This is a genomic window from Streptomyces violaceorubidus, assembly GCF_000717995.1.
GTDB lineage: Bacteria > Actinomycetota > Actinomycetes > Streptomycetales > Streptomycetaceae > Streptomyces > Streptomyces violaceorubidus.
Genome location: NZ_JODM01000002.1, coordinates 568,143 through 588,215 on the forward strand (window position 1 = coordinate 568,143; position 20,073 = coordinate 588,215).

General features: G+C 71.3%; 20 protein-coding genes. 5 read left to right on the forward strand and 15 right to left on the reverse strand.

Annotated features, from left to right (window positions below; all coding sequences use genetic code 11):
- Nucleotides 1–7 precede the first annotated feature (7 nt).
- The gene (locus IE94_RS0106440; RefSeq protein ID WP_030179496.1) at nucleotides 8–454 is read left to right on the forward strand and encodes a hypothetical protein; all 447 of its coding nucleotides are present in this window, start codon (nucleotides 8–10) and stop codon (nucleotides 452–454) included.
- Nucleotides 455–609: 155 nt separating this feature from the next.
- Here the strand turns inward: IE94_RS0106440 and IE94_RS0106445 are convergent, their stop codons facing one another.
- On the reverse strand, nucleotides 610–1,065 hold the full coding sequence (locus tag IE94_RS0106445) for an ATP-binding protein (protein WP_209441032.1): 456 nt from the start codon (nucleotides 1,063–1,065) through the stop codon (nucleotides 610–612).
- A gap of 144 nt (nucleotides 1,066–1,209) precedes the next feature.
- Here IE94_RS0106445 and IE94_RS0106450 point away from each other — a divergent pair, with 144 nt between their 5' ends.
- Together IE94_RS0106450 and IE94_RS0106455 are read left to right on the forward strand one after the other, a co-directional pair.
- Nucleotides 1,210–2,028 (forward strand): helix-turn-helix domain-containing protein, encoded by an 819-nt coding sequence (locus IE94_RS0106450; RefSeq protein WP_030179502.1) that lies wholly within the window; start codon nucleotides 1,210–1,212, stop codon nucleotides 2,026–2,028.
- Nucleotides 2,025–2,273, forward strand: coding sequence for a DUF397 domain-containing protein (locus tag IE94_RS0106455; RefSeq protein ID WP_030179503.1), 249 nt, complete (start codon nucleotides 2,025–2,027; stop codon nucleotides 2,271–2,273). The genes IE94_RS0106450 and IE94_RS0106455 overlap by 4 nt, the downstream gene beginning before the upstream one ends.
- Here IE94_RS0106455 and IE94_RS0106460 read toward each other — a convergent pair.
- From IE94_RS0106460 to IE94_RS0106480, 5 genes are all read right to left on the reverse strand, one after another.
- Nucleotides 2,260–3,393 (reverse strand): FAD-dependent monooxygenase, encoded by a 1,134-nt coding sequence (locus IE94_RS0106460; protein ID WP_030179506.1) that lies wholly within the window; start codon nucleotides 3,391–3,393, stop codon nucleotides 2,260–2,262. The genes IE94_RS0106455 and IE94_RS0106460 overlap by 14 nt on opposite strands.
- The gene (locus IE94_RS0106465; RefSeq protein ID WP_030179513.1) at nucleotides 3,390–4,787 is read right to left on the reverse strand and encodes an MFS transporter; all 1,398 of its coding nucleotides are present in this window, start codon (nucleotides 4,785–4,787) and stop codon (nucleotides 3,390–3,392) included. The genes IE94_RS0106460 and IE94_RS0106465 overlap by 4 nt, the downstream gene beginning before the upstream one ends.
- Nucleotides 4,788–4,931: 144 nt before the next feature.
- Nucleotides 4,932–5,732 (reverse strand): hypothetical protein, encoded by an 801-nt coding sequence (locus IE94_RS0106470; RefSeq protein ID WP_030179516.1) that lies wholly within the window; start codon nucleotides 5,730–5,732, stop codon nucleotides 4,932–4,934.
- Between the two features lie 77 nt (nucleotides 5,733–5,809).
- Entirely contained in the window at nucleotides 5,810–6,454 is a 645-nt protein-coding gene (locus IE94_RS0106475; RefSeq protein WP_030179518.1) for an RNA polymerase sigma factor, read from the reverse strand.
- A gap of 110 nt (nucleotides 6,455–6,564) precedes the next feature.
- Nucleotides 6,565–7,989: a non-reducing end alpha-L-arabinofuranosidase family hydrolase gene (locus tag IE94_RS0106480; protein WP_030179520.1), complete on the reverse strand. Its 1,425-nt coding sequence runs from the start codon at nucleotides 7,987–7,989 to the stop codon at nucleotides 6,565–6,567.
- 406 nt (nucleotides 7,990–8,395) lie between these two features.
- On the opposite strand from IE94_RS0106480, the gene IE94_RS0106485 reads away from it, so the two are divergent.
- On the forward strand, nucleotides 8,396–9,832 hold the full coding sequence (locus tag IE94_RS0106485; protein WP_030179523.1) for an endo-1,4-beta-xylanase: 1,437 nt from the start codon (nucleotides 8,396–8,398) through the stop codon (nucleotides 9,830–9,832).
- A 57-nt stretch (nucleotides 9,833–9,889) separates the two neighbouring features.
- Here the strand turns inward: IE94_RS0106485 and IE94_RS0106490 are convergent, their stop codons facing one another.
- On the reverse strand, nucleotides 9,890–10,864 hold the full coding sequence (locus tag IE94_RS0106490; RefSeq protein ID WP_030179526.1) for a helix-turn-helix transcriptional regulator: 975 nt from the start codon (nucleotides 10,862–10,864) through the stop codon (nucleotides 9,890–9,892).
- A gap of 135 nt (nucleotides 10,865–10,999) precedes the next feature.
- On the opposite strand from IE94_RS0106490, the gene IE94_RS0106495 reads away from it, so the two are divergent.
- Nucleotides 11,000–11,395 carry a RidA family protein gene (locus IE94_RS0106495; RefSeq protein ID WP_030179530.1) on the forward strand — a complete coding sequence of 132 codons (396 nt, stop codon included), beginning with the start codon at nucleotides 11,000–11,002 and terminating at the stop codon, nucleotides 11,393–11,395.
- Between the two features lie 154 nt (nucleotides 11,396–11,549).
- Here IE94_RS0106495 and IE94_RS0106500 read toward each other — a convergent pair whose 3' ends face one another.
- The 8 genes from IE94_RS0106500 to asnB all read right to left on the reverse strand — a co-directional run bounded on the left by IE94_RS0106500 (nucleotide 11,550) and on the right by asnB (nucleotide 20,052).
- A complete protein-coding gene (locus IE94_RS0106500) occupies nucleotides 11,550–12,926 on the reverse strand; it encodes a replication-associated recombination protein A (protein WP_030179533.1) in 1,377 nt (458 codons plus the stop codon).
- Between the two features lie 125 nt (nucleotides 12,927–13,051).
- Nucleotides 13,052–13,903: a PhzF family phenazine biosynthesis protein gene (locus IE94_RS0106505; RefSeq protein WP_030179536.1), complete on the reverse strand. Its 852-nt coding sequence runs from the start codon at nucleotides 13,901–13,903 to the stop codon at nucleotides 13,052–13,054.
- 15 nt (nucleotides 13,904–13,918) lie between these two features.
- Nucleotides 13,919–15,595: an asparaginase domain-containing protein gene (locus IE94_RS0106510; protein ID WP_245235184.1), complete on the reverse strand. Its 1,677-nt coding sequence runs from the start codon at nucleotides 15,593–15,595 to the stop codon at nucleotides 13,919–13,921.
- Entirely contained in the window at nucleotides 15,592–16,077 is a 486-nt protein-coding gene (locus IE94_RS0106515) for a DUF488 domain-containing protein (protein WP_030179541.1), read from the reverse strand. The genes IE94_RS0106510 and IE94_RS0106515 overlap by 4 nt, the downstream gene beginning before the upstream one ends.
- 73 nt (nucleotides 16,078–16,150) lie before the next feature.
- Nucleotides 16,151–17,161, reverse strand: coding sequence for a methyltransferase (locus tag IE94_RS0106520; RefSeq protein WP_030179544.1), 1,011 nt, complete (start codon nucleotides 17,159–17,161; stop codon nucleotides 16,151–16,153).
- Nucleotides 17,162–17,192: 31 nt separating this feature from the next.
- Nucleotides 17,193–17,600, reverse strand: coding sequence for a VOC family protein (locus IE94_RS0106525; protein ID WP_030179546.1), 408 nt, complete (start codon nucleotides 17,598–17,600; stop codon nucleotides 17,193–17,195).
- A gap of 53 nt (nucleotides 17,601–17,653) precedes the next feature.
- Nucleotides 17,654–18,145, reverse strand: coding sequence for a PhzA/PhzB family protein (locus tag IE94_RS0106530; RefSeq protein WP_030179549.1), 492 nt, complete (start codon nucleotides 18,143–18,145; stop codon nucleotides 17,654–17,656).
- A 50-nt stretch (nucleotides 18,146–18,195) separates the two neighbouring features.
- On the reverse strand, nucleotides 18,196–20,052 hold the full coding sequence (asnB, locus tag IE94_RS0106535; RefSeq protein WP_030179553.1) for an asparagine synthase (glutamine-hydrolyzing): 1,857 nt from the start codon (nucleotides 20,050–20,052) through the stop codon (nucleotides 18,196–18,198).
- Between the last annotated feature and the right edge of the window lie 21 nt (nucleotides 20,053–20,073).

A 20,073-nucleotide genomic window follows, 5' to 3' on the forward strand; every position in this document is an offset into this window, starting at 1 on the left:
CTCCGCGATGGACTCGACGTCGGCAGCCGTGGCGGGCGCCGTCATCTTCCTGTGGCTCGGCATGGTGCTCGCGATCTCCTTCCTGGAGGCACCGCTGAAGTTCCGGGCGCCCGGGGTGACGATCCCGATCGGACTCGGCATCGGCCGGATGGTCTTCCGCGCGCTGAACCTCGCCGAGACCGTCCTGGCCGTCACCGTGGCCGTCGCGGTCGCCACCGGCGGGCCCTGCGCGGCGGTCGTGACGCTCACCGCCGTCGCGGTGGCCGTGCTGGTCGTACAGCTCGGCCTCGTGCGCCCCCGCCTGAACCGCCGGTCCGACGCGGTGCTCGCGGGCGAGGACCCGGCCGAACACCGCTCCCGCGCGCACCTCGCCTACATCGCCCTGGAGATCGTGAAGGTCCTCGCCCTGCTCGCCCTGGGCTGCGCGGCCCTGGCGGGCCGAATGCGCGGGTGACGGCTCCGCGCCCCGGCCTGGGGCACGTTCGGTGTCCTCGGCGCGGGCACCGTCGTCCCCGCCAGAAGCGCGGGCGCGGCCATCGCCGTCAACGCGGCCCTCGTTCTCGCCGGAGTCGTCGCCGCGCTCTTCCTGCGCGACCGCGCCGGCACGGTCTAGACGAGCAACGCGTACTCCGCCCACACCGACTTGCCCGGCCCTCCGGGCCGCGGGTGCCACCCCCAGCGCTCGGCGAGCGCGGCGACCAGAAGCAGCCCCCGGCCACCGGTGCCCTCGTCGTCGGGAGCGCGCGTTTCCTCCGGCTGCGGCGGCATGCGCTCGCCACGACTGTCGGTGACCTCGATCCGCACGGTGCCATGGGGCGCGGTCACGTGCAGGAGCAGGTGGAAGTCCCGGCCGGGGACGTGGCCGTGCCGCACGGCGTTCGCGGTCAACTCGCCGAGCACGAGCACGATCTCCTCGTGCGGACGGGTCCCGTACGGGATGCCCCAGGCGTCCAGCCGGTGCGCGGCCAGCCGGCGGGCGAGGCGGGCGCCGCGCGGGGTCGAGGTGAAGCGCATCTCGAAGGTCCGCCTCAAGGTGCCGCCGGCGAGGACGGGTTGGTTCGTCATGCCGACAACGGTGGCGCCGGTCGCGTAGCGTGACCAGTGGTGACGCACCGACGCGGCCCGCTGTACGCGCGACGGCGGCACGGGTACGAGGCGCGCGGCGTGACGGGTCCGCGTGCACGGCGTTGGGGCAGGGAGGCGGTGGGGATGAGCGAGGGTGCGGACACATCGGGGCAGCCGGTGGTCGTCGCGTTCGGCCAGACGTTGAAGACGCTGCGGGTGCGGGCGGGGCTGGAGCGCGAGGAGTTCGGCCGACGGCTCGGCTACTCGGCGGCCACGGTCGCGTCGTACGAACAGGGGCGGCGCATCCCGTCGCCCAGGACCATCGAGCGGGCGGACGAGGTCCTGGACGCGGGCGGGTTGCTGACGGTGTGGAAGGAGCAGGTGGAGCGGGCGCAGTACCCGGTGTTCTTCCAGGGGATGGCGACGCTGGAGAAGGAGGCCGTTGAGCTACTCGCGTACGACACCCATGTACTCAACGGTCTGCTTCAGACAGAGGAGTACACACGGGCAGTGCTCGACATGCGTCGCCCGGTGCTGGACCAGGAGACCGTCGAGCAGCGGGTAGTGGCCCGTCTGGCACGACAGGACATCTTCGGACGCTGGCCTGCGCCACTGCTCGGCTTCGTGCTCGAAGAGGCGGCCCTGCGGCACCCCTGGGGCGGCAGAGCCGTGCATCGCGGTCAGTTGGAGCACCTGCTCATCATCGGTGAGAAGCAGAACGTCGAGCTGCAGGTCATGCCAACGGACCGCGAGCAGAATGCCGGTGTGGACGGTGCGTTCACTGTCATCGCGCGCAAGGACGGGATGAGGTTCGTCTACACCGAAGCCCAGGGCACCAGCGCCCTCCAGACCCAACCGGAACAGACGACCCTCGCCGCCGCCCGTTATGGGATCATCCGATCGCAGGCTCTCCCGTCCCGAGAGTCATTCGACTTCGTGGAAAGGTTGCTGAGATCGCTATGAACGGATCTGAGTCCTCAGCCATCCCGTCAGGTCTCGTATGGATCAGGAGCAGCTACAGCGGAGCCGAGGGCGGCCAGTGCGTCGAGGTCGCCTGGGTCAGGAGCAGCTACAGCGGAACCGAAGGCGGCCAGTGCGTCGAGATAGCCGCCGACACGCAAGCCGTACTCGTCCGGGACTCCAAGGCCGTGCCCGGCCCCGTCATCCGCGTGTCGCGCGAGGCGTGGGCGGGGTTCATCGGCCGCTGAGGCTCAGCAGCCGTTCGTTGCGCTGTTCCAGGGCCCCGGCGGTGGTCGGGAACAGGATTCCGCCACCCTCACCGATCCGGTCCTGGGTCAGGGTCACGAAGTCGCGCGTGCCGCGCTCGTACGCGGCGAAGCCCGCCACGTGGTCCCCCTCGGCCAGCGCACCGGCGAGGTGGTACGCGCCGATGAGGGCGAGGCTGGTGCCCTGGCCGGTGAGGAACGAGGGCGCGTGCGCCGCGTCACCCAGCAGCGCGGCCCTGCCCTTGGACCAGCGGGGCATGCGGATCTGGCCGACCGCGTCGAAGAACACCTCGTCCGCGTCGTGGAGGGCGGCCAGGATCCCGGGGACCTCCCACCCCGCGTCGGCGAAGACCTCGGTGATCAGGGCCCGTTGGGCCTCCGGGTTCCGGAAGGTGTCGTGGGGCGGTGTGGGCCGGGCGAAGTCGAGGAAGGCGTGCACCTCTTCCTCGTCCCCCACGGCGTAGAGGGCGGCGGCCCGGCCCGGGGTGTTCCACATGACGGTCTCGTGAGAGAGACCGAGGGTGTTGCGCATGGGGAACACGGCGAAGCAGTGGCCGAGGTACCGGTGGAACCGCTCCTCGGGGCCGAACAGCATCTCCCGGGTGCGCGAGTGCATGCCGTCCGCGCCGAAGACCAGGTCGAACCGGCGACTGCCGCCGCCGCGGAAGGTGACGTCGACGCCTGCTCCGCACTGGTCGAGGGTGTCGACGGAGTCGTCGAACAGGAACTCCACGTCGTCCCGGACCGCCGTGTACAGCGCGTCGGTCAGGTCGCCGCGCCGTATCTCCAGGTCCCGTCCCGTGGCACCGCCGGTCACGGCGTGCGGGTGGATTGAAGCCACCTCGCTGCCGTCCCCGTGCAGGAAGGTGAGCCGGCGCAGGTCGATGTGCGCGTCGCGCAGGCGCGGCAGGAGCCCCATCTCCTCCACGACGTCGAGCGCGGTGCCGCGTACGTCGACGGGGTAGCCGCCGCTGCGGATCGTGCCGGCCTTCTCCACGACGGTGACCCGGTACCCGTGGCGGTTGAGCCGGAAGGCCAGGGCGGGACCGGCGATGCTGGCCCCGGAGATCAGGACGGTGGGCCTCGGTGCGGTGCGGGTCATGCTGTGACTCCCTTGCGCAGGGTGCGGGTGACGAACAGGGCCAGCGACACGACGACGCCGGCGATGACGAAGCCGGTGACGTAGGCCGATTCGGCCGCGACCTCCGACCCGGCGGGGGTACCGGCGGTGAGCAGCGCACCGCCGAGCTGCCCGCCGACGGCGGAGCCGAGCACGCGGCTCACCAGGATCAGGCTGGTGGCGATGCCGGTGTCGTTCCGGTCGACGGCGGTGGCGGTGCTGGTCATCATGGCCGTGACGCACAGGCCGTTGGCCAGCGCGATCAGCGTCTTGCCGACGACGAGGTGCCAGACCTCGGTGTGTACGGCGGCCACGGCGAGCAGGCCGACGGTCATCATGACGACGCCGGTGGTGACCACGGCACGCGAGCCGAACCGCCGGTCCCCCATGCCGCCGAGCGGCCCGGCCAGCGTGGCGGCGATGGCGCCGGGCAGCAGGAAGAAGCCGATCTCGGTGGCCCCGGCGCTGAACCCGTATCCGTCACCGCGCTCGTCGAGCAGCTGCGGGATCAGATAGACCGCCGTCGTGCTGCCGAGGCAGATCACGAACGTCAGCACGCACGCCTTCCCTATCGCGGGCCGTGCCAGCATCCGCAGATCGATCATCGGCGCGGTCGCCCGCCGTTCGACCCGCACCCACCCGGTGACGAGGACGGCCAGCAGGACGACCAGCGCGACGAGCGCGAAAGGCTGCGAACCGGCCTCGGGTGCCAGCGCCAGGACGAGCATGAGGGTGACCAGCATCCCGCTCAGGAGCAGCAGGCCGGGCCAGTCGATCCCGGCGCCGTCCGTGCGGCCGGGCGGATCGTCGGGCATCAGCCTGTTCACGACCAGGGTGGCCCCGGCGACCGCGATCGTCGGCAGCGCGAACATCCAGTGGCGGGAGAGCTGTTCCGCCACCGGACCGGCCGACAGCATGCCGACCATCGACCCGCCGACGAAGAGTCCGCTGACCACGCCGATGGCCACCTTGGACTCCCCGGCGGTCAGGTGCTTGCGGACCACGATGAACGACAGGGGCAGCGCGCCCACCATCGCGCCCTGCAACACCTGACCGAGCAGCAGCACGGGCAGGTTCGGCGCCAGGGCGGACACCGTGCCGCCGGCCGACACCACCGTCATCAGCCGGATCAGCACCTTCTTGCCGCCGTAGCGGTCGCCGAACTTGCCCGCCAGCGGGGTGACGAGCGCGCCGGTGATGAGCAGGACGATGCTGAGCAGCGCCCCCTCGGACTGGCTCATGTCCAGTTCGCGTTCCAGGAGCGGGATCGTCGGTGACACCACCGACTCCAGGGCGCCGGTGGACAGCGCCAGTATGCCGAGGGCTCCGACGGCGGCCTTCCCGAGGGGGACCGCGGGGGCCGGGGTTGTGGTCATGTACGTCCTTCGCGTGGGAGACGCCTTCCATGGGTGCCTGACGGCGAGGTACACAGTGGAAGGGCGGCCACGCGCCGGGCGTCATACCCGGGAGCCAACGTGCGGTGATACGGCGGTAGGGGGTGGGGCGCCCGGGAGCGCGGGCTACTGCTCGTCGGTGAAGATCGGGTCCTCGGTCTGGTCGTAGATCTCCTTGCCCGACGCGTCGTAGGCGTGGACGTAGGGGCTCGGGCCCGTGTAGCGCGGGCCGGGAGGCGTGTCGGGGGAGAGCGCGGCCCCGTAGACGAACGCGCCGCCCGCCATGCGGGCCGGGTACTCCTTCGGGTCCTCGCCGAAGCTGACGGTGACCTTGGCGACGTCGGACGCGTAGTGCCCGGCGCCCAGCATGAGGTACTCGCCCCGTCCGGCGGGCTCCACCAGGGAGTCGAAGTACGAGATGACCCGACCGGTGCCCCACAGGCGGTCGTTGATGAAGGTGGGCGGGGAGTCCGGACTGTTGCCCTTGTCGCCCTTCGACTGGCACTGCGCGTACTGGCCGGCGGAGTCCACGGCGACGACCACGCCGTCGGAGTCCGCAGAGGCGAGCGGGGTACGGACCGCCACGACGGGGTCGTACCGCGAGGCGTCCGCCCCCAGGCAGGAGGCGAGGATCCGCGTGACGGTCCCGGCGTCGATCGGCGTCGTCGCCGCGTCGGTGATGGTGAATCCGGACTCGGTGGACGTCGCGCCGGGCGGGGACGAGGCGCCCGGGCCGGGTGCCGTCGTGGAGGGGGCCGGTCCTGCGCCGCCGCGCCCGGGGTCGGCGACACCCGGCCCGGCGTCCCCCGTCCCGCCGAGGACGACCACGGCCGCCAGGCTCACCGCCGTCACACCGGTGGCGACGCCGAGCGGCACTCCCCACCTGCGGTGCAGCGAAGCCCTGTTGGTCTGGGGACCGATCTTCATCAGTAGTTCCTCTCGGGTCCGCCGATGGTTCGGCAGATCACGATCGGAAGGAGCCACGGGAATGCCCTGCTCGTCATTCATCGTGCGGCCTCCTTCGCGTTGACGGGATTCCTGGAACGGAACGGCGGCGGGGCGCAGGCTCCGCCGAGGTCGGCCCCGAGTCGGCGGCGCGCCCGGTGCAGTCGGGACTTCACGGTCCCGACCGCGACCTTCAGCACCGCCGCGGCGGCCTGCTGGTCCAGGCCCGACCAGACGCAGAGCTCGACGACCTCGCGTTCGTGCCGCGGCAGCCGGGCCAGCGCCCGGTGGATCTCCGACATCCGGCGCTCGTCGTCGACCAGTGAGGCGACTCGGTCCGCGTGGTCGCCCACCGACTCCTCGTGCGAGACGAGCCGGTGCAGCAACGCCTCGGCCCGTCTCAGCCGCCGCCTGGTGTTCGACAACTGGCCGTTGGCGATGCCCAGCAGCCACGGCAGGGCCGAGTCGCGGTCCAGCACCGTCTCCGATCGGCGTCGCCAGGCGTGCAGGAAGACCGTCGACGTGAGGTCCTCGGCCTCGGACCAGTCGGCCGTCCGCCGGAACAGGTGGTTGTAGACGGCCTTCCCGTGCCGGTCGAAGATCCGGCCGAACGCCTCGCGATCACCGTCGACGGCCCTCGCCCACAGCTCCCGGTCGGACGTCGCGCCGACCGGTTCGTCGGGACCGTCGTCGTTCAGTTCCATGTCCCATCCGTGTCCGGCACCCGGCCGAAGGTTCCCACGGGATCAGGTCGAACGACGCACCGGGCCGGCCGGGGCGACCGCGAGGCCCCGGCGCTCCAGGAATCCGGGGGTCAGCGCCGCAGGGTGAGGACGCCCGGCCGCCACGGCAGCTGGTCGTAGGGGCCGCCCGCGGTGGGCGACTTGCCCTGGTAGAGGAATTGCAGGTCGCAGGGGTCGACGGTCATCGTCTGGTCGGGGTTGTCGCGGACCAGGTCGCCGTGGCTGATGTCGTTGGTCCAGGTGGCGCCGCTGTTGGCCTTGCCGGCGAAGGGGTTGCTCTCGCTCGCGGCCTGTGGGGTCCACGAGCCGCTCAGGCTGGAGGCCGTGAAGGAGCGGAAGTAGCGCCCGTTCGCGCCCATCGCCTCGACGATCATGAGGTACTGGTTCTGGCCCTGGACCTTGTAGACCTGTACGCCCTCGAACAGGTTGGCCTTCGTGTCGCTCATGACCGTGGTGTACGACGAGCCGAAGCTGCCCGGGAAGTTCCCGATCGGCATGCTCGCCCGGTAGATCTTGCCGTTGTCACCGGCGAAGAACAGGTACATGTTCTGGCCGTCGGCGATCAGGGTCTGGTCGATGGGGCCGGTGTCGGAGCCGGAGATGCTCCCGGTGAACAGCGGCTGCGGGGCGGACCAGCCGTTGGGGTTGGTGGGGTCGCTGGACGTGCGGTAGATGAAGGGCCACGCACCCCACTGGTAGGCCAGCACCCAGATGTTCTTGGGCGCGAAGTAGAACAGCGTGGGCGCCACGGCGGCCTGGCTCATACCGGTCTGCCCGGCCGACGCCATGTCCGACCAGTCGGTGAAGGGGCTGAACATCATCGAGCCGTAGGAGGAGCCCGCCACGTTCGAGGCGTAGACCAGGTGCTTGCCGTTGTGCGTGACGGTGGTGAAGTCCTTCACCGCGGCCCATCCGTTCGCCGGCTGCGCGAGCGCGCCCGTGGACGTCCACCGGTACGTCGACGGGAGGGAGCACGGGCCGTCCGTCGGCGGTGTCCCGGTCAGGCCGGTCCACTTCTGGTTGCTGCCACCGTTGCACGTTCCGATCTGCACGGCCGTGCCGTTGGCCGTACCGGCGCCCGCGGCCTCCAGGCACAGGCCGGACTCGACGGCGACGACCGTGCCGTCGGAGTTCACCCGCCACTGCTGGTTCGCACCGCCGGAGCAGGACCAGATCTGCACCCGCGTACCGGGCGTGGTGGCGTGCCCCGGAACGTCCAGGCACTTGGTGCCGTACACGGTGAGCCGGCCGGTGTCGGTCGACGTCCACTGCTGGTTGTCCCCGCCCCAGCAGTCGTACATCTGCAGGAGCGTGCCATCGGTCTGGCTGCCGCCCAGCACGTCGAGACACCGGTTCGAACCGACCCCGAGCAGGGCGCCGCTTTCGGCTGCCCGGGCCGGGGTGGCGACGAGCGTCGCCGCCAGCGCGGCGAGCGCCGCGAGCGTGGCGGCGAGCACCGCGGACGGGCGCCCGCGGCGGAAACTTGCTCTGTGCATGGGAACTCCCTCGACTCGGGTGGGTGGTTCCTTGCGGTGTGATGGAGCGACTCGGCGACACGATCCGTTCGTGATGTCGAACAGCAGTCGGGGTGTCGAGCGCTCTGCATCATAGGGAGCCGGGGAACGCCGTCAACAGCTCTCGCACGTTCGTATGACTCTTCGAAACATTCAGGCCAGATACCCGGCGTGAAACCACATTCCATACGGAACGAGCGCCGGGACAAGCCGCACCCTCCCCCGACCTGCGCACGTGTACAGAAGGTCGAAACTTTCGGAAGAAAACAGAAATTTTTCTTGCACGGAGTGTTGACCGAGCATCGACAAGAGCCCAATCATCCGTGTCTGGGAAACCGACCTCCCCGCGCTCCAGTCCTCCCGTGACTACTCCCTTGGAGGCACAGCCATGGGCTCCTACGCCCTCCCCAGACCCGATGTCCGCCACAAGGCCCGCGGCCTGCTGCTGGCGCTGCTCGTCGGCGTCCTCGGCACGGCCACCGCACTGGTGGCGCCGCCGCCGACCGCGCACGCCGCCGAGAGCACGCTCGGTGCCGCGGCGGCGCAGAGCGGCCGCTACTTCGGCACCGCCATCGCCTCGGGCAAGCTCGGCGACTCGGCGTACACGTCGATCGCGGCCCGTGAGTTCAACATGGTGACGGCCGAGAACGAGATGAAGATCGACGCCACCGAACCGCAGCGGGGTCAGTTCAACTTCTCCGCCGCCGACCGCGTCTACAACTGGGCGGTGCAGAACGGCAAGAAGGTGCGCGGCCACACCCTGGCCTGGCACTCCCAGCAGCCCGGCTGGATGCAGAGCCTCAGCGGCAGCGCGCTGCGCCAGGCGATGATCGACCACATCAACGGCGTGATGGCCCACTACAAGGGCAAGATCGCGCAGTGGGACGTGGTGAACGAGGCCTTCGCCGACGGCAGTTCGGGTGCCCGACGGGACTCCAACCTGCAACGCACCGGCAACGACTGGATCGAGGTCGCCTTCCGCGCCGCACGCGCCGCCGACCCGTCCGCCAAGCTCTGCTACAACGACTACAACGTCGAGGACTGGACCTGGGCCAAGACCCAGGCCATGTACGCCATGGTCCGGGACTTCAAGCAGCGCGGCGTGCCGATCGACTGCGTCGGCTTCCAGTCGCACTTCAACAGCGGCAGCCCCTACAACAGCAACTTCCGCACCACCCTCCAGAACTTCGCCGCCCTCGGGGTCGACGTGGCCATCACCGAACTCGACATCCAGGGCGCCCCGGCCTCCACGTACGCCAACGTGACCAACGACTGCCTGGCCGTGGCGCGCTGCCTCGGCATCACCGTCTGGGGTGTGCGCGACAGCGACTCGTGGCGGTCGGAGCAGACGCCGCTGCTGTTCAACAACGACGGCAGCAAGAAGGCCGCCTACACCGCCGTCCTCAACGCGCTCAACGGCGGCGGCTCCTCCGAGCCCCCCGCGGACGGCGGACAGATCAAGGGCGTCGGCTCGGGCCGCTGCCTGGACGTGCCCAACGCCGGCACCGCCGACGGCACCCAGGTCCAGCTGTGGGACTGCCACAGCGCCACCAACCAGCAGTGGGCCGCCACCGACGCGGGCGAGCTCAGGGTGTACGGCGACAAGTGCCTGGACGCCGCCGGCACGGGCAACGGCGCCAAGGTCCAGATCTACAGCTGCTGGGGCGGCGACAACCAGAAGTGGCGCCTCAACTCCGACGGGTCCATCGTCGGCGTCCAGTCCGGCCTCTGCCTCGACGCGGTCGGCACCGGCACGGCCAACGGCACCCTGATCCAGCTCTACACCTGCTCCAACGGCAGCAACCAGCGCTGGACCCGCACCTGACTCTCCTCCCCGCCCCCGCGAGGCCGGCCCAGGGCCTCGCGGGGGTGGGGGGAACTCTCAGGCCGGTGCCCCGTAGCGGGCCGCGATCACCGTCGCGCGACGGTGCAGTGCGGCACGCAGCCACTGCGGCTCCTCCACCTCCGCGTACATGGCGTGCTGCCACAGCGCCCACTCCGCGTGCCGCGCGTCCTGGAAGTCGACGTGCAGCCGGAGCCGGCCGCCCTCGTCGGTCTCCTCGGAGCGGACCGCGAGGGCGGTGGCGACCAGGTGCTCCCGGCGCTCGGGGTCCACGCTGACGACCACGGTGGTGGTGTCGCCGCCGGTCCGGAACCGCACGTTGCGCTCGCGCCAGGCACGGTCCAGGTCGACCGTGTCCGAACGCTGCGCCGGTTCGTCGAGCTCCTCGGCGGCCAGGACCCGGCTCAGCCGGTAGGTACGGTCCTCGGCGCCCCGCTTGGCCAGCAGGTAGCCCTGGTCCCTGACGGTGACCAGGCCGATCGGGTCCACCGTGCGCCACTGCGGGAGCCGGCCCACCGCCTCGTAGTAGATCCGCAGCTTGTGCCCGGCGAACACCGCGCGCCGGACCTCGGCGGCGAGGGAGTCGGAGACCTCCTCGGGGGCCACACGACGCGAGAGCAGATCGGTCTCGGGGTCGATGAGCAGCCGCTGCGCCGCTCCCACGGCCGTGTCCCGCAGCCCCTCCGGCAGCGCGTCGACCACTTTCAGCACGGCTGAGGCGAGCGCCGATCCCAGACCGAACAGCTGCGCGCCGCGCCGTGATCCCGCGACCACGAGGGCGAGCGCCTCGTCGTGGTTGAGGCCGGTGAGCGCCGTCTGGAAGTCCGGCAGCAGCGCGAAGCCGCCGTGCCGCCCGCGCTCCGCGTAGACCGGGACCCCCGCAGCGGACAGCGCCTCGATGTCGCGCAGCACCGTACGGGTCGACACCTCCAGCTCGCGGGCGAGTGTCTCGGCGGTCATCCGGCCTCGCTGACGCAGCAACAGGACCAGGGAAACCAACCGGTCGGCGCGCATGGGAAGACCCTAGCGAATACATGACCAAGGGTGTCACGTTTTCCTGGCAGGGTTCATCGCACGACGTCAGAGCGCGGCGGTCGCCGATGTGACGAGCGTGCGCGGTGTCATGAACCGAATGGAGCAGGTGCGGCAATGGAACGTAACGCGGTCAACCCGGTGTCGTGGTCGGTCGAGATGGGCTTCAACCAGGGCGAGGTCGTCTCCGGGCACTCGCGCACCCTGTACATCTCGGGCCAGACGGCGATGAGCAAGGAGGGCAAGCCCGAGCACGACGGTGACATGGCGGCGCAGCTGGCGCTGGCCGTCGACAACATCGAGGCGGTCCTCGCCGAGGCGGGCATGACCCTCTCGAACCTCGTCCGGCTGAACGTCTACACGACCGACGTCGATGTGCTCTTCCAGCACTACGGTGTGCTGGCGGGCCGCCTGGGAGCGGCCGGCGTCGCGCCGACCACCACCATGCTCGGCGTGACACGGCTGGCGATCCCCGGTCAGATGGTCGAGCTGGAGGGCACCGCCGTCGCCTGACGCGGACCCGCCTCCCCCGCCGCCCGGGCCCGTCGGGACGGCTCGTGCGGCGGGCGGCCGGCGCCTCGCCCGCCGTGCGACGCGCCCCGGCACCGGCCTCACACCCATGAGGCCGGTTCCTCGGTTGCGCGACACCTTTCGCGCCCTCCCGGCGCTACGGCTCCTCGCCCCTGACGACACGGCGGAGCCTGGTGAGGCGCTCGTGCAGGTCACGCTCGCCGCCGTGCCGGGTGGGGCGGTAGTAGTCCTTCGCCACGAGGTCGCCCGGCGGGTACTGCTGCGCCAGCACTCCCCCGGGGGCCCGGTGCGGGTAGCGGTAGCCGACCCCGTTGCCCAGTTCCCTGGCGCCCGTGTAGCGGCTGTGGCGCAGGTGCGCGGGGATCTCGCCGACGGCGCCCGCCCGGACGTCGGACATGGCCTCGTCGATTCCCACGATCACCGCGTTCGACTTCGGTGCCGTGGCCAGGTGCACGGTGGCCTGGGCCAGGGCCAGGCGGGCCTCGGGCATGCCGATCAGCTGGACCGTCTGGGCCGCGGCGACGGCGGCCTGGAGGGCCGTGGGATCGGCCAGCCCGACGTCCTCGCTCGCGTGCACCACCAGGCGCCGCGCGATGAAGCGCGGATCCTCGCCGGCGACCAGCATGCGCGCCAGGTAGTGCAGCGCCGCGTCGGGGTCCGAGCCGCGGATCGACTTGATGAACGCGCTGACGACGTCGTGGTGCTGGTCGCCCTGCCGGTCGTAGCGCACCGTGGTCTCGGCGACGGCGCGCTCCACCGCCGCGACGTCGACCACGGTGCCGCCGGTACCCGTCACCCCGTCGGCGCTCGCTCCCAACGCGGTCATGGCGCTGCGGGCGTCACCGGCCGCGAGGCGCACCAGGGCGTCCTCGGCCTCCGGTGTGAGCGAGACCGCGCCGTCGAGGCCGCGCTCGTCCTTCACCGCGCGGCGCAGCAGCTCGCGGAGGTCGTCCTCGCCCAGGGGCTGGAGTTGCAGTACCAACAGGCGGGAGAGCAGCGGGGACACCACCGAGAACGACGGGTTCTCCGTGGTGGCGGCGACGAGCAGGACCAGCCCGTCCTCGACGGCTCCGAGCAGCGCGTCCTGCTGGGTCTTCGAGAAGCGGTGCACCTCGTCGACGAACAGGACGGTGCGCAGGCCCCGGCCGTCGCGGAGCCGGCGCGCCTCGTTCATCACGTCGCGCAGTTCCTTGACGCCGCTGGTCAGCGCCGACAGGGCGACGAACCGGCGGGCGGCGCCGGCGGCCATCAGGCGCGCCAGGGTGGTCTTCCCCGTGCCCGGCGGGCCGTAGAGCAGCACCGATGCCGCCTCGCCGCCCTCGGCCAGCCGCCGCAGGGGAGCGCCGGGGCGCAGCAGGTGAGCCTGGCCGACGACCTCGGCGAGCGACCGCGGCCGCATCCGCACGGCGAGCGGGGCGTCGGCCCGAGCGCTCGCGGTCTGCGCCCCGGGCGGACCCGGTGGAGTGTCCTGCGCCTCCGGCAGGGCGAAGAGACCGTCGTCCTCGGCCGTCATCCCGCCACCCGCCCCGCGGTGAGACGCCGGACGCTCTCCCGCGCGCCGGGGCCCGACGGACGGTGCTCTGCTGGACACAAAGGGCGGCCCTTCCTCGATGGGTCGGTCACGCGGGATTCCGGCGGCTACGCGAACAGCGTGCCCCGGGCCACCACGACGGCGGCTCCGGCCACTTGGACCGATTCGATCCGTTCCGGTGTCCCGGTCGCGCGAGCGCGCATCGTCGAGGAACGCCCCATCTCGACCCCCTGACGGATCTCGATCCACTCCCCGAACGGGACAAGTCCGTGCCGCGCCAAGTGTACCGCCACCGCCCCCGCGGCCGAGCCGGTGGCGGCGTCCTCGACCACCCCGTAGGCGGGCGAGAACATGCGCAGCCGCCAGTGCGTTCCGGAGCCCGCGAAGCAGTTGGCGGCCATGTCGGGCAGCCTCGCGAGGAGGCGCTGGTCCGGCTCCAGCGAGGAGAGGGCCGGCACGCCGTCCAGACCGACGAACACGTGCCGGGGCCCGTTGTCGTACACCTCGACGGGCAGGGTGCTGCCGGTGTCCACCAGGTCGAGGGCGGTGAGGAGTTCGGCCGCCCGGTCGTAGGGTTCCCAGACCGGGAGGGGCTGCCGCATCTCGGCGCCGACGGTGCGGCCGTCGGCGTCCCGCTCCAGTTCGAAGGACACGGTGCCCTTGGCGGTCTCCATCCGCAGCTCCTTCGCCTCGTGCGACGCGCCGAGCACCACGGCCGTGCCGAGGGTCGGGTGCCCGGCGAAGGGCAGCTCGTTGACGGGGGTGAAGATGCGGACCCGGATGTCGCCGTCGTGCTCCGGGGGGAGCACGAAGACGGTCTCCGACAGGTGCAGTTCCCGCGCGATCTGCTGCATGCGCCCGGCACTGAGGCCGGAGGCGTCCGGGAAGACCGCGGTGGGGTTGCCTTCCAGCGGCACGTCGGTGAAGACGTCGGCCACCACGTACTCGTACGTACCCATGGGTTCCCGTCCGGTTCAGTGCGTGTCGAAGAGTGCCTGGTACTGGGCGACGGCCTTCTCGGTGGCCGCGCGTTCGTCCGGGGTGGGGGCGAACGGGTCCGCGGCCGGGGGCAGGGCGCCGAACCTGAGCAGCGCGGCCATGAGGAGCATGCGCGCCTTGGTGGCCGTCAGGTTGTTGCCCGAGACGAAGACCGGGTCGGTGCGGTACGCCATGCCCCCGGTGGTGCCGCGGCCGGTGCGGACCACCGGCAGGCCGGCGAAGACGGCGACGCTCAGCGCCGCGTTCTTCGTGGGGTCCGCCATCCCGAACGGTGACATGCCCTCGCACACGAAGCCCGAGAGCGGGAAGCCGGCGAGGTTGGCGTCGATCCGGGCGAGGATCTCGACCTCCTCCTCGGCGACGGGCGGGTCGTCGGTCCCGGTGCCCGTCGCCGCGTACCGGCTGTACTTGGTGATCGAGACGTGCGGCATGGCGGAGGGCACGAGCCCGTCGGCGTCCTTGATCCGGACCTCGGCCGGGGTGACGCCGGCGTCCAGGCTCCCGGTGACGCCGACGACCGTCTCGGGAAGCACCGTGAGGCGCACCTCCGAGCGCTGGGTGTGCCGGCGGGCGGGGAGGTAGGTGAGCTGCGGAGGCCCGTAGCCCCCGAGGTCGGCGACGACTCCCCCGTGGCCTCCGGTGACCTCGTAACCGCCGGGCCGGGCGTCGACCTTGGTCACGTCCCGGGCCGAGTAGACGAGTTCGTCGACGATCACGCAGGCACCGACGCGGCTCTCGCCCCGTTCGTCCAGGGCGACGCCGGACGCGATGAACTTGACGCCGTCCACCACGTTGCGGTCGCCGTCCGCGCTCAGTGACTGGTGGCGGCGCTGCGCGGCGTGTCCGACGAGCGGCACCCCGGTGTCGATCAGGAGGCCGAACCAGTAGAGGGTCTCGTCGACGGTCGGGCTGCCCTCCAACCACTGCACGCCGGTGAACTCCCCGGTGTCGAGCACGGCCTGGACCTGGTTGGTGGCCAGGGCCAGGTGCGCGAGGCCGGGCTCGCTCTGGAGGTGGTACGGGTAGTAGACGAAGAAGTCCCGCCCGAGCCGCTCGGACCCGGCACCCGTCGTGTACCCGCCGGAGGGAGCCGCGCGGAAGAACGCGAAGTCGGCGACGGAGCCCAGTTCGACGGGGGTGCCGTGGTCGGCGAGGCCGAACCGCTCGATCTCCTCGTAGAGGCGACGGGCGTCCGGGTAGAAGGTCTGGCGGGCCTCGGCCGGGGCCGCGTACGGCGCGGCCGAGGTCTCCTCCCAGGCCGAACCGTCCGCCTGTCTCCCCATGTAGGGCAGGGGGTAGAGGCCGTCGGCGGGGTCGAGTTCGACGACGTACACCGGCTTGGCGCCCTCGGACGGCCGTACGGTGTGGAAGGCGCCGTCCTCGTCGAGCCAGCCGTCGGGCGGGGCGTACAGGCCGGCGGCGTCCTCTTCGAGCGGGTGCGCGCTGAACGCCTCGACGTACAACGTCACCGGGGCCGCCAGCCGTTGGGGCCGCAGGACGTCTGACCGGCCGGGCCTCAGCGGCAGGCCGTGGCGTGCGCGCGCCTTGTTCGAGGTGATGAGGTCCGGGGTGTTCAGGATCGTCGCCGTCGGTCCGGCGAAGACCGCGATCCGCGGTCTCGGTGCGCCGGCCGGGAGCAGCTCGCCCCTCACATCGGCCTCAGGTGTTCGACGGTGACGCCGTAGTCCTCGACGAGCCGCCGGGCGACCAGCGACCGGTGGCAGGCCTCGGGGTCGCGCTCGACGCAGAAGAGCGCCGCCCTCCCGCTGTTCGGCAGGGCCGCCACGACCGAGTCGAGGTCGGCCGCCTCGAGTATCTCGGCGGTGTAGCGCCGGGTGTACTCGGCGGCGAGCTCCCGGCGTGAGCGTTTGCCGACCCCTTGGCGGTCGTCCTCCGCGTACTGGAGTTGCCGCAGCTCGGTCGTCGGGGCGAGCTCCCGGCGGTGCGCGTAGGCGATGCGGGCCTCGGCGAGGGTGGCCTGGAGCCGCCGGGAGTTCGCCCAGGCGTATTCGGGGCCGCGGACCCCGCGGCGCTGCCGTACGTCGAGCAGCAGGCGCACCTCGGCCTGCCGCAGTCGTTCGAGGTAGGACTCGGCGTCGAAGCCGTAGACGCCGATCGTTGCCAACTTGAGCACGGGTCTTCTCCTGTTCGCGCTGCCGCTTGTACTCCGCTCGCATCCGGCGGCGACCGGGCCGTGCCGGGTGCCGCTACGGTGTGCGCGCCGCGACGATCAGGGCGGTCGTCTCCATCGGCAGTTCCGCGGTGCTCTCGACGGACAGGCCCGCCCGTTCCAGCAGCCGCGCGATCCGGTCGAGGGTGCGGTGCTCGCCGCCCGTGGTCACCAGCAGGTGCAGGTCCCACAGCGCGGGAAGCACGGTGGAGTCCTCGTCCGCGACGAAGCGGTCGAGTACCAGCAGCCGGGACGAGGGACCCGCCATGGCGCGGCGGCAGTGCTCGAAGACACCGACGACGTCCTCGTCGTCGTGGCCGGCCAGCACCCGGCACAGGATGTAGACGTCCCCGCCCTCCGGGACGCCCTCGAACATGTCGCCGCCGACCACCTCGGCGCGGTCCGGCCCGACGGCGGCGGTCAGGTGCTCGCGGGCCTTGGGCGTCATGTGGTCGCGGTCGAGGAGGGTGCCCGTGGCGTCCGGCGCGGCGGCGAGGATCGTGGCGAGCAGGTTCCCCCCGCCGCCGCCGACGTCCACGACCTTCTTCCCCGCGAAGTCGAAGACCTCGGGTACCTGGTGGAAGAACATGCTCGCGGCGTTCATGGTGAGCTGGAACCGCCGGGCAAGGGCCGGGTGATCGCCCAGATAGTCGTAGAACGGCCGGCCGTAGGCGACTTCGAAGCCGGAGCTCTCGGTGCTGATGGCGTGGTGGGCGTGGTCCCAGGCGGAGTAGAACTCCTCGCCGTACAGCAGGCACATGTCGCGCAGCGACCGGGGGCCGTCGAGCAGCGCCGCGCTCACCCGGGTGCCGCGGTAGCCCGCCGAGTCGCTGCCCTCGAAGACGCCCAGGGCCACGAGCAGGCGCATCAGGCGGTGCACGCCCTGCTCGCTCGCGCCGCTGGCCTTGGCGAGTTCGGCGTCGTGGGCGCAGCCGGCCGCGACGTGGTCGGGCAGCCCGAGTCTGACCGCGGTGTAGAGCGCCTGCGCCCGCCACCCACCGGTGATGATGTCGACCACGTCCCGGGTGGCCTGCACGTCGGCTGTCATCGAGACCTCTCCCTCACGGTCCGCCGGCCGGTCACGACGGCTGCCTGATGTTGCACATCCAGGTGATCTGGAACCTGTCCACGAGCGTGCCCGCCTCGTCGCCCCAGATCTGCTTCGCGAGGGGCATGGCCACCGTGCCGCCCGCGGACAGCTTCTCGAAGTACTCCCGCAGGCGGGCGTCGTCTCCGCCGAGGTAGAGGGCCACGTTGGTGCCCGGGTCGAAGGGGACCCGTTCCGGGACGTCCCACGCCATCACCGTGAAACCGGCCTCGGTGCTGAGCGTCGCGTGCATGATCTTGTCGGGGTCGGGCATCTCGGCCGACCCGAAGTCTCCGTAGGTGCCCAGTTCCAGCGTGCCGCCGAGGACCTCCTGGTAGAACTCCATGGCCTGACGGGCGTTGCCGTCGAAGGCGAGGTAGGGGTTGAGCTGGGATGCCATCTGTCGCTGCCCTTGCTGTGTGTGCGGACGACGTGGACGCGCGAACGCGTTCCCTAGGTGGGGATTCCGCCGCGGTTGATCTTCGGGACCTCGATGCCCAGCGCGCGCAGTTGCTGGAACGGGTTCATGAACTCGCGTTGCCGCTTGATCCTTCCGTCCTCGAGTTCGAAGGCGTGGATGAAGTGGTTCCTGTAGTGGCCGGGCGGGTAGTCCGGGTAGAGGATCTGCCCTTCGCCGTCGCACTCGACCCAGAACCTGCCGGGGTCCTGCGTGTCGAAGATCTCGACGTTCTTCCACTCCCAGTCGGGGAACATGCGCAGCGACCACTCGCCGTGGGCCTTGAGCTTCACGTGCCCCTGGGAGACGACCGGTTCACCGGTGTCGCTGGTGTACAGGCCGGCGCTGCCGTCCTCGGTGAAGAGCAGGTAGCGCGTCAGCCGGTTCTCGCCCTTGCGGGTCATGTAGTCCGCGACGACGGCCCGGTGCCGGGCGCGCGGGTCGAGGCCGGCGTCGGTCCCCTCCGGCATGGCGTTGTCCGTTCCCATCTCGTCTCCCTCGATCCGTGGTTGGGGTGCGGGCCGTCCGGCATCCGCTCTCAGAGCCGGAGCTCGGGCCGGTAGATGTCCAGCCAGGTACTCAGGTCGAGCACGCGCTCCATGCCGTTGCGGACGTCGATCGGCATGGTGGCGGAGTCCTGGCGCGTGATGTTCTCCAGCCAGCCGCGGTCGACCAGGTCGAAGACCGGGTCGTCGGTGGTGAGGAGCTCCTTGGACTGCTGGAGCAGCGCGCCGGTGTAGTGCGGGTCCAGCGTGGCCGGGTAGGGGGCCTTCACCCGCTCCAGCACCGACTTCGGCAGCAGGTCGGCGGTCGCGGCGCGCAGCAGGCTCTTCTCCCGGCCGTCGAAGCTCTTCAGCGACCACGGGGTGTTGTAGACGTACTCGACGAGCCGGTGGTCGCAGAAGGGGACCCGGACCTCCAGGCCGACGGCCATGCTGATGCGGTCCTTGCGCTCCAGGAGCATCCGCACGAAGCGCGTCAGATGCAGGTGGCACAGCTCCCGCATGCGCGCCTCGTGGTCGCTCTCGCCCTCGGCCCGCTCCACTTCGCCGAGCGCTTCGGCGTACCGGTCCTTGATGTAGGCGGGCAGGTCGAGGGCGGCGGTGATGTCGGCGTTGAACCGGTCCGACACCTGGGCCCGTGCGCCGCTGACGAACACGGCCATCCAGGGGAAGGTCTGGGCGGCCTGGACCTCCGGCAGGTGGAACCACCGGTACCCGCCGAAGACCTCGTCGGCGGACTCGCCGGACAGGGCGACCGTCGACTGCTGCCGGATCGCCTTGAAGAGCAGGTACAGCGAGGTGTCCATGTCGCCGAGGCTGAGCGGGCTGTCCCGGGCGGTGATGACGGCCCGGCGCACGTCCGGGTCGGCGATCGAGGCGTGGTCGAGCACGATCGCCTCGTGCTGCGAGCCGACGTGCGCGGCCACCTCGCGGGCGTACGGGGCGTCCGTGGTGCCCCGCAGTTCGTCGGCGACGAAGTCGTCCTCCCGGCCGACGAAGTCCACCGCGAAGCTGCGGACCTTCTCCCCGGCCTCGCCGTGTTCGCCGGGCCGGCCCAGCTTGGCGGCGGCCAGCGCGGTGATGACGCTGGAGTCGAGGCCGCCGGAGAGGAGGGTGCAGCGGGGGACGTCGGAGACCAGCTGGCGGCTGACGATGTCCTCCAGCAGTTCCCGCACGGTGGCGACGGTGGTCTCCCGGTCGTCGGTGTGCGGGCGGGTGGGCAGCGTCCAGTAGCGGTGCTCGCGCAGGCCCGAGCGGTCGACGGTGACCAGGCCGCCGGGGACCACCTCGTTCATCCCGCACCACACGGAGCTGCCGGGTGTCTGGGTGAAGCTGACCAGCTCCCGCAGTCCGGCCAGGTCGACGGCGCGGTCGGCGAGCGGATTGGCGAGGATGGCCTTCGGCTCGGAGCCGAACAGCACGCCGTCGTCGGTGGCGTAGTAGTAGAGCGGCTTGACGCCCATCCGGTCGCGGATCAGGACCAGCTTCTCGACCCGGGAGTCCCAGACCGCGAAGGCGAACATGCCGTTGAGCCGTTCGGCGACGGCCTCGCCCCACTCCACGTAGCCGTGGAGCACGACCTCGGTGTCACTGCGGGTCTCGAAGCGGTGGCCCCGGCGCAGCAGTTCGCTCCTGAGCTCGGTGTAGTTGTAGACCTCACCGCTGTAGGTGATCACCACCGGCCCGTCGTCGGTGGGCAGCACCATCGGCTGGGTCCCGCCCTCGATGTCGATGACCGCCAGCCTGCGATGGCCGAGCGCCGCCCGCCGGTCGAGCCAGACACCGCCGGCGTCCGGGCCCCGGCAGTCCATGGTCCGGGTCATCGCGTCCAGTCGCTCGCGCTGCTGCGTCAGATCCCGGTCGAACGAGACCCAGCCCGTGATTCCACACATCGACTTGCCCTTCTTCCTTTC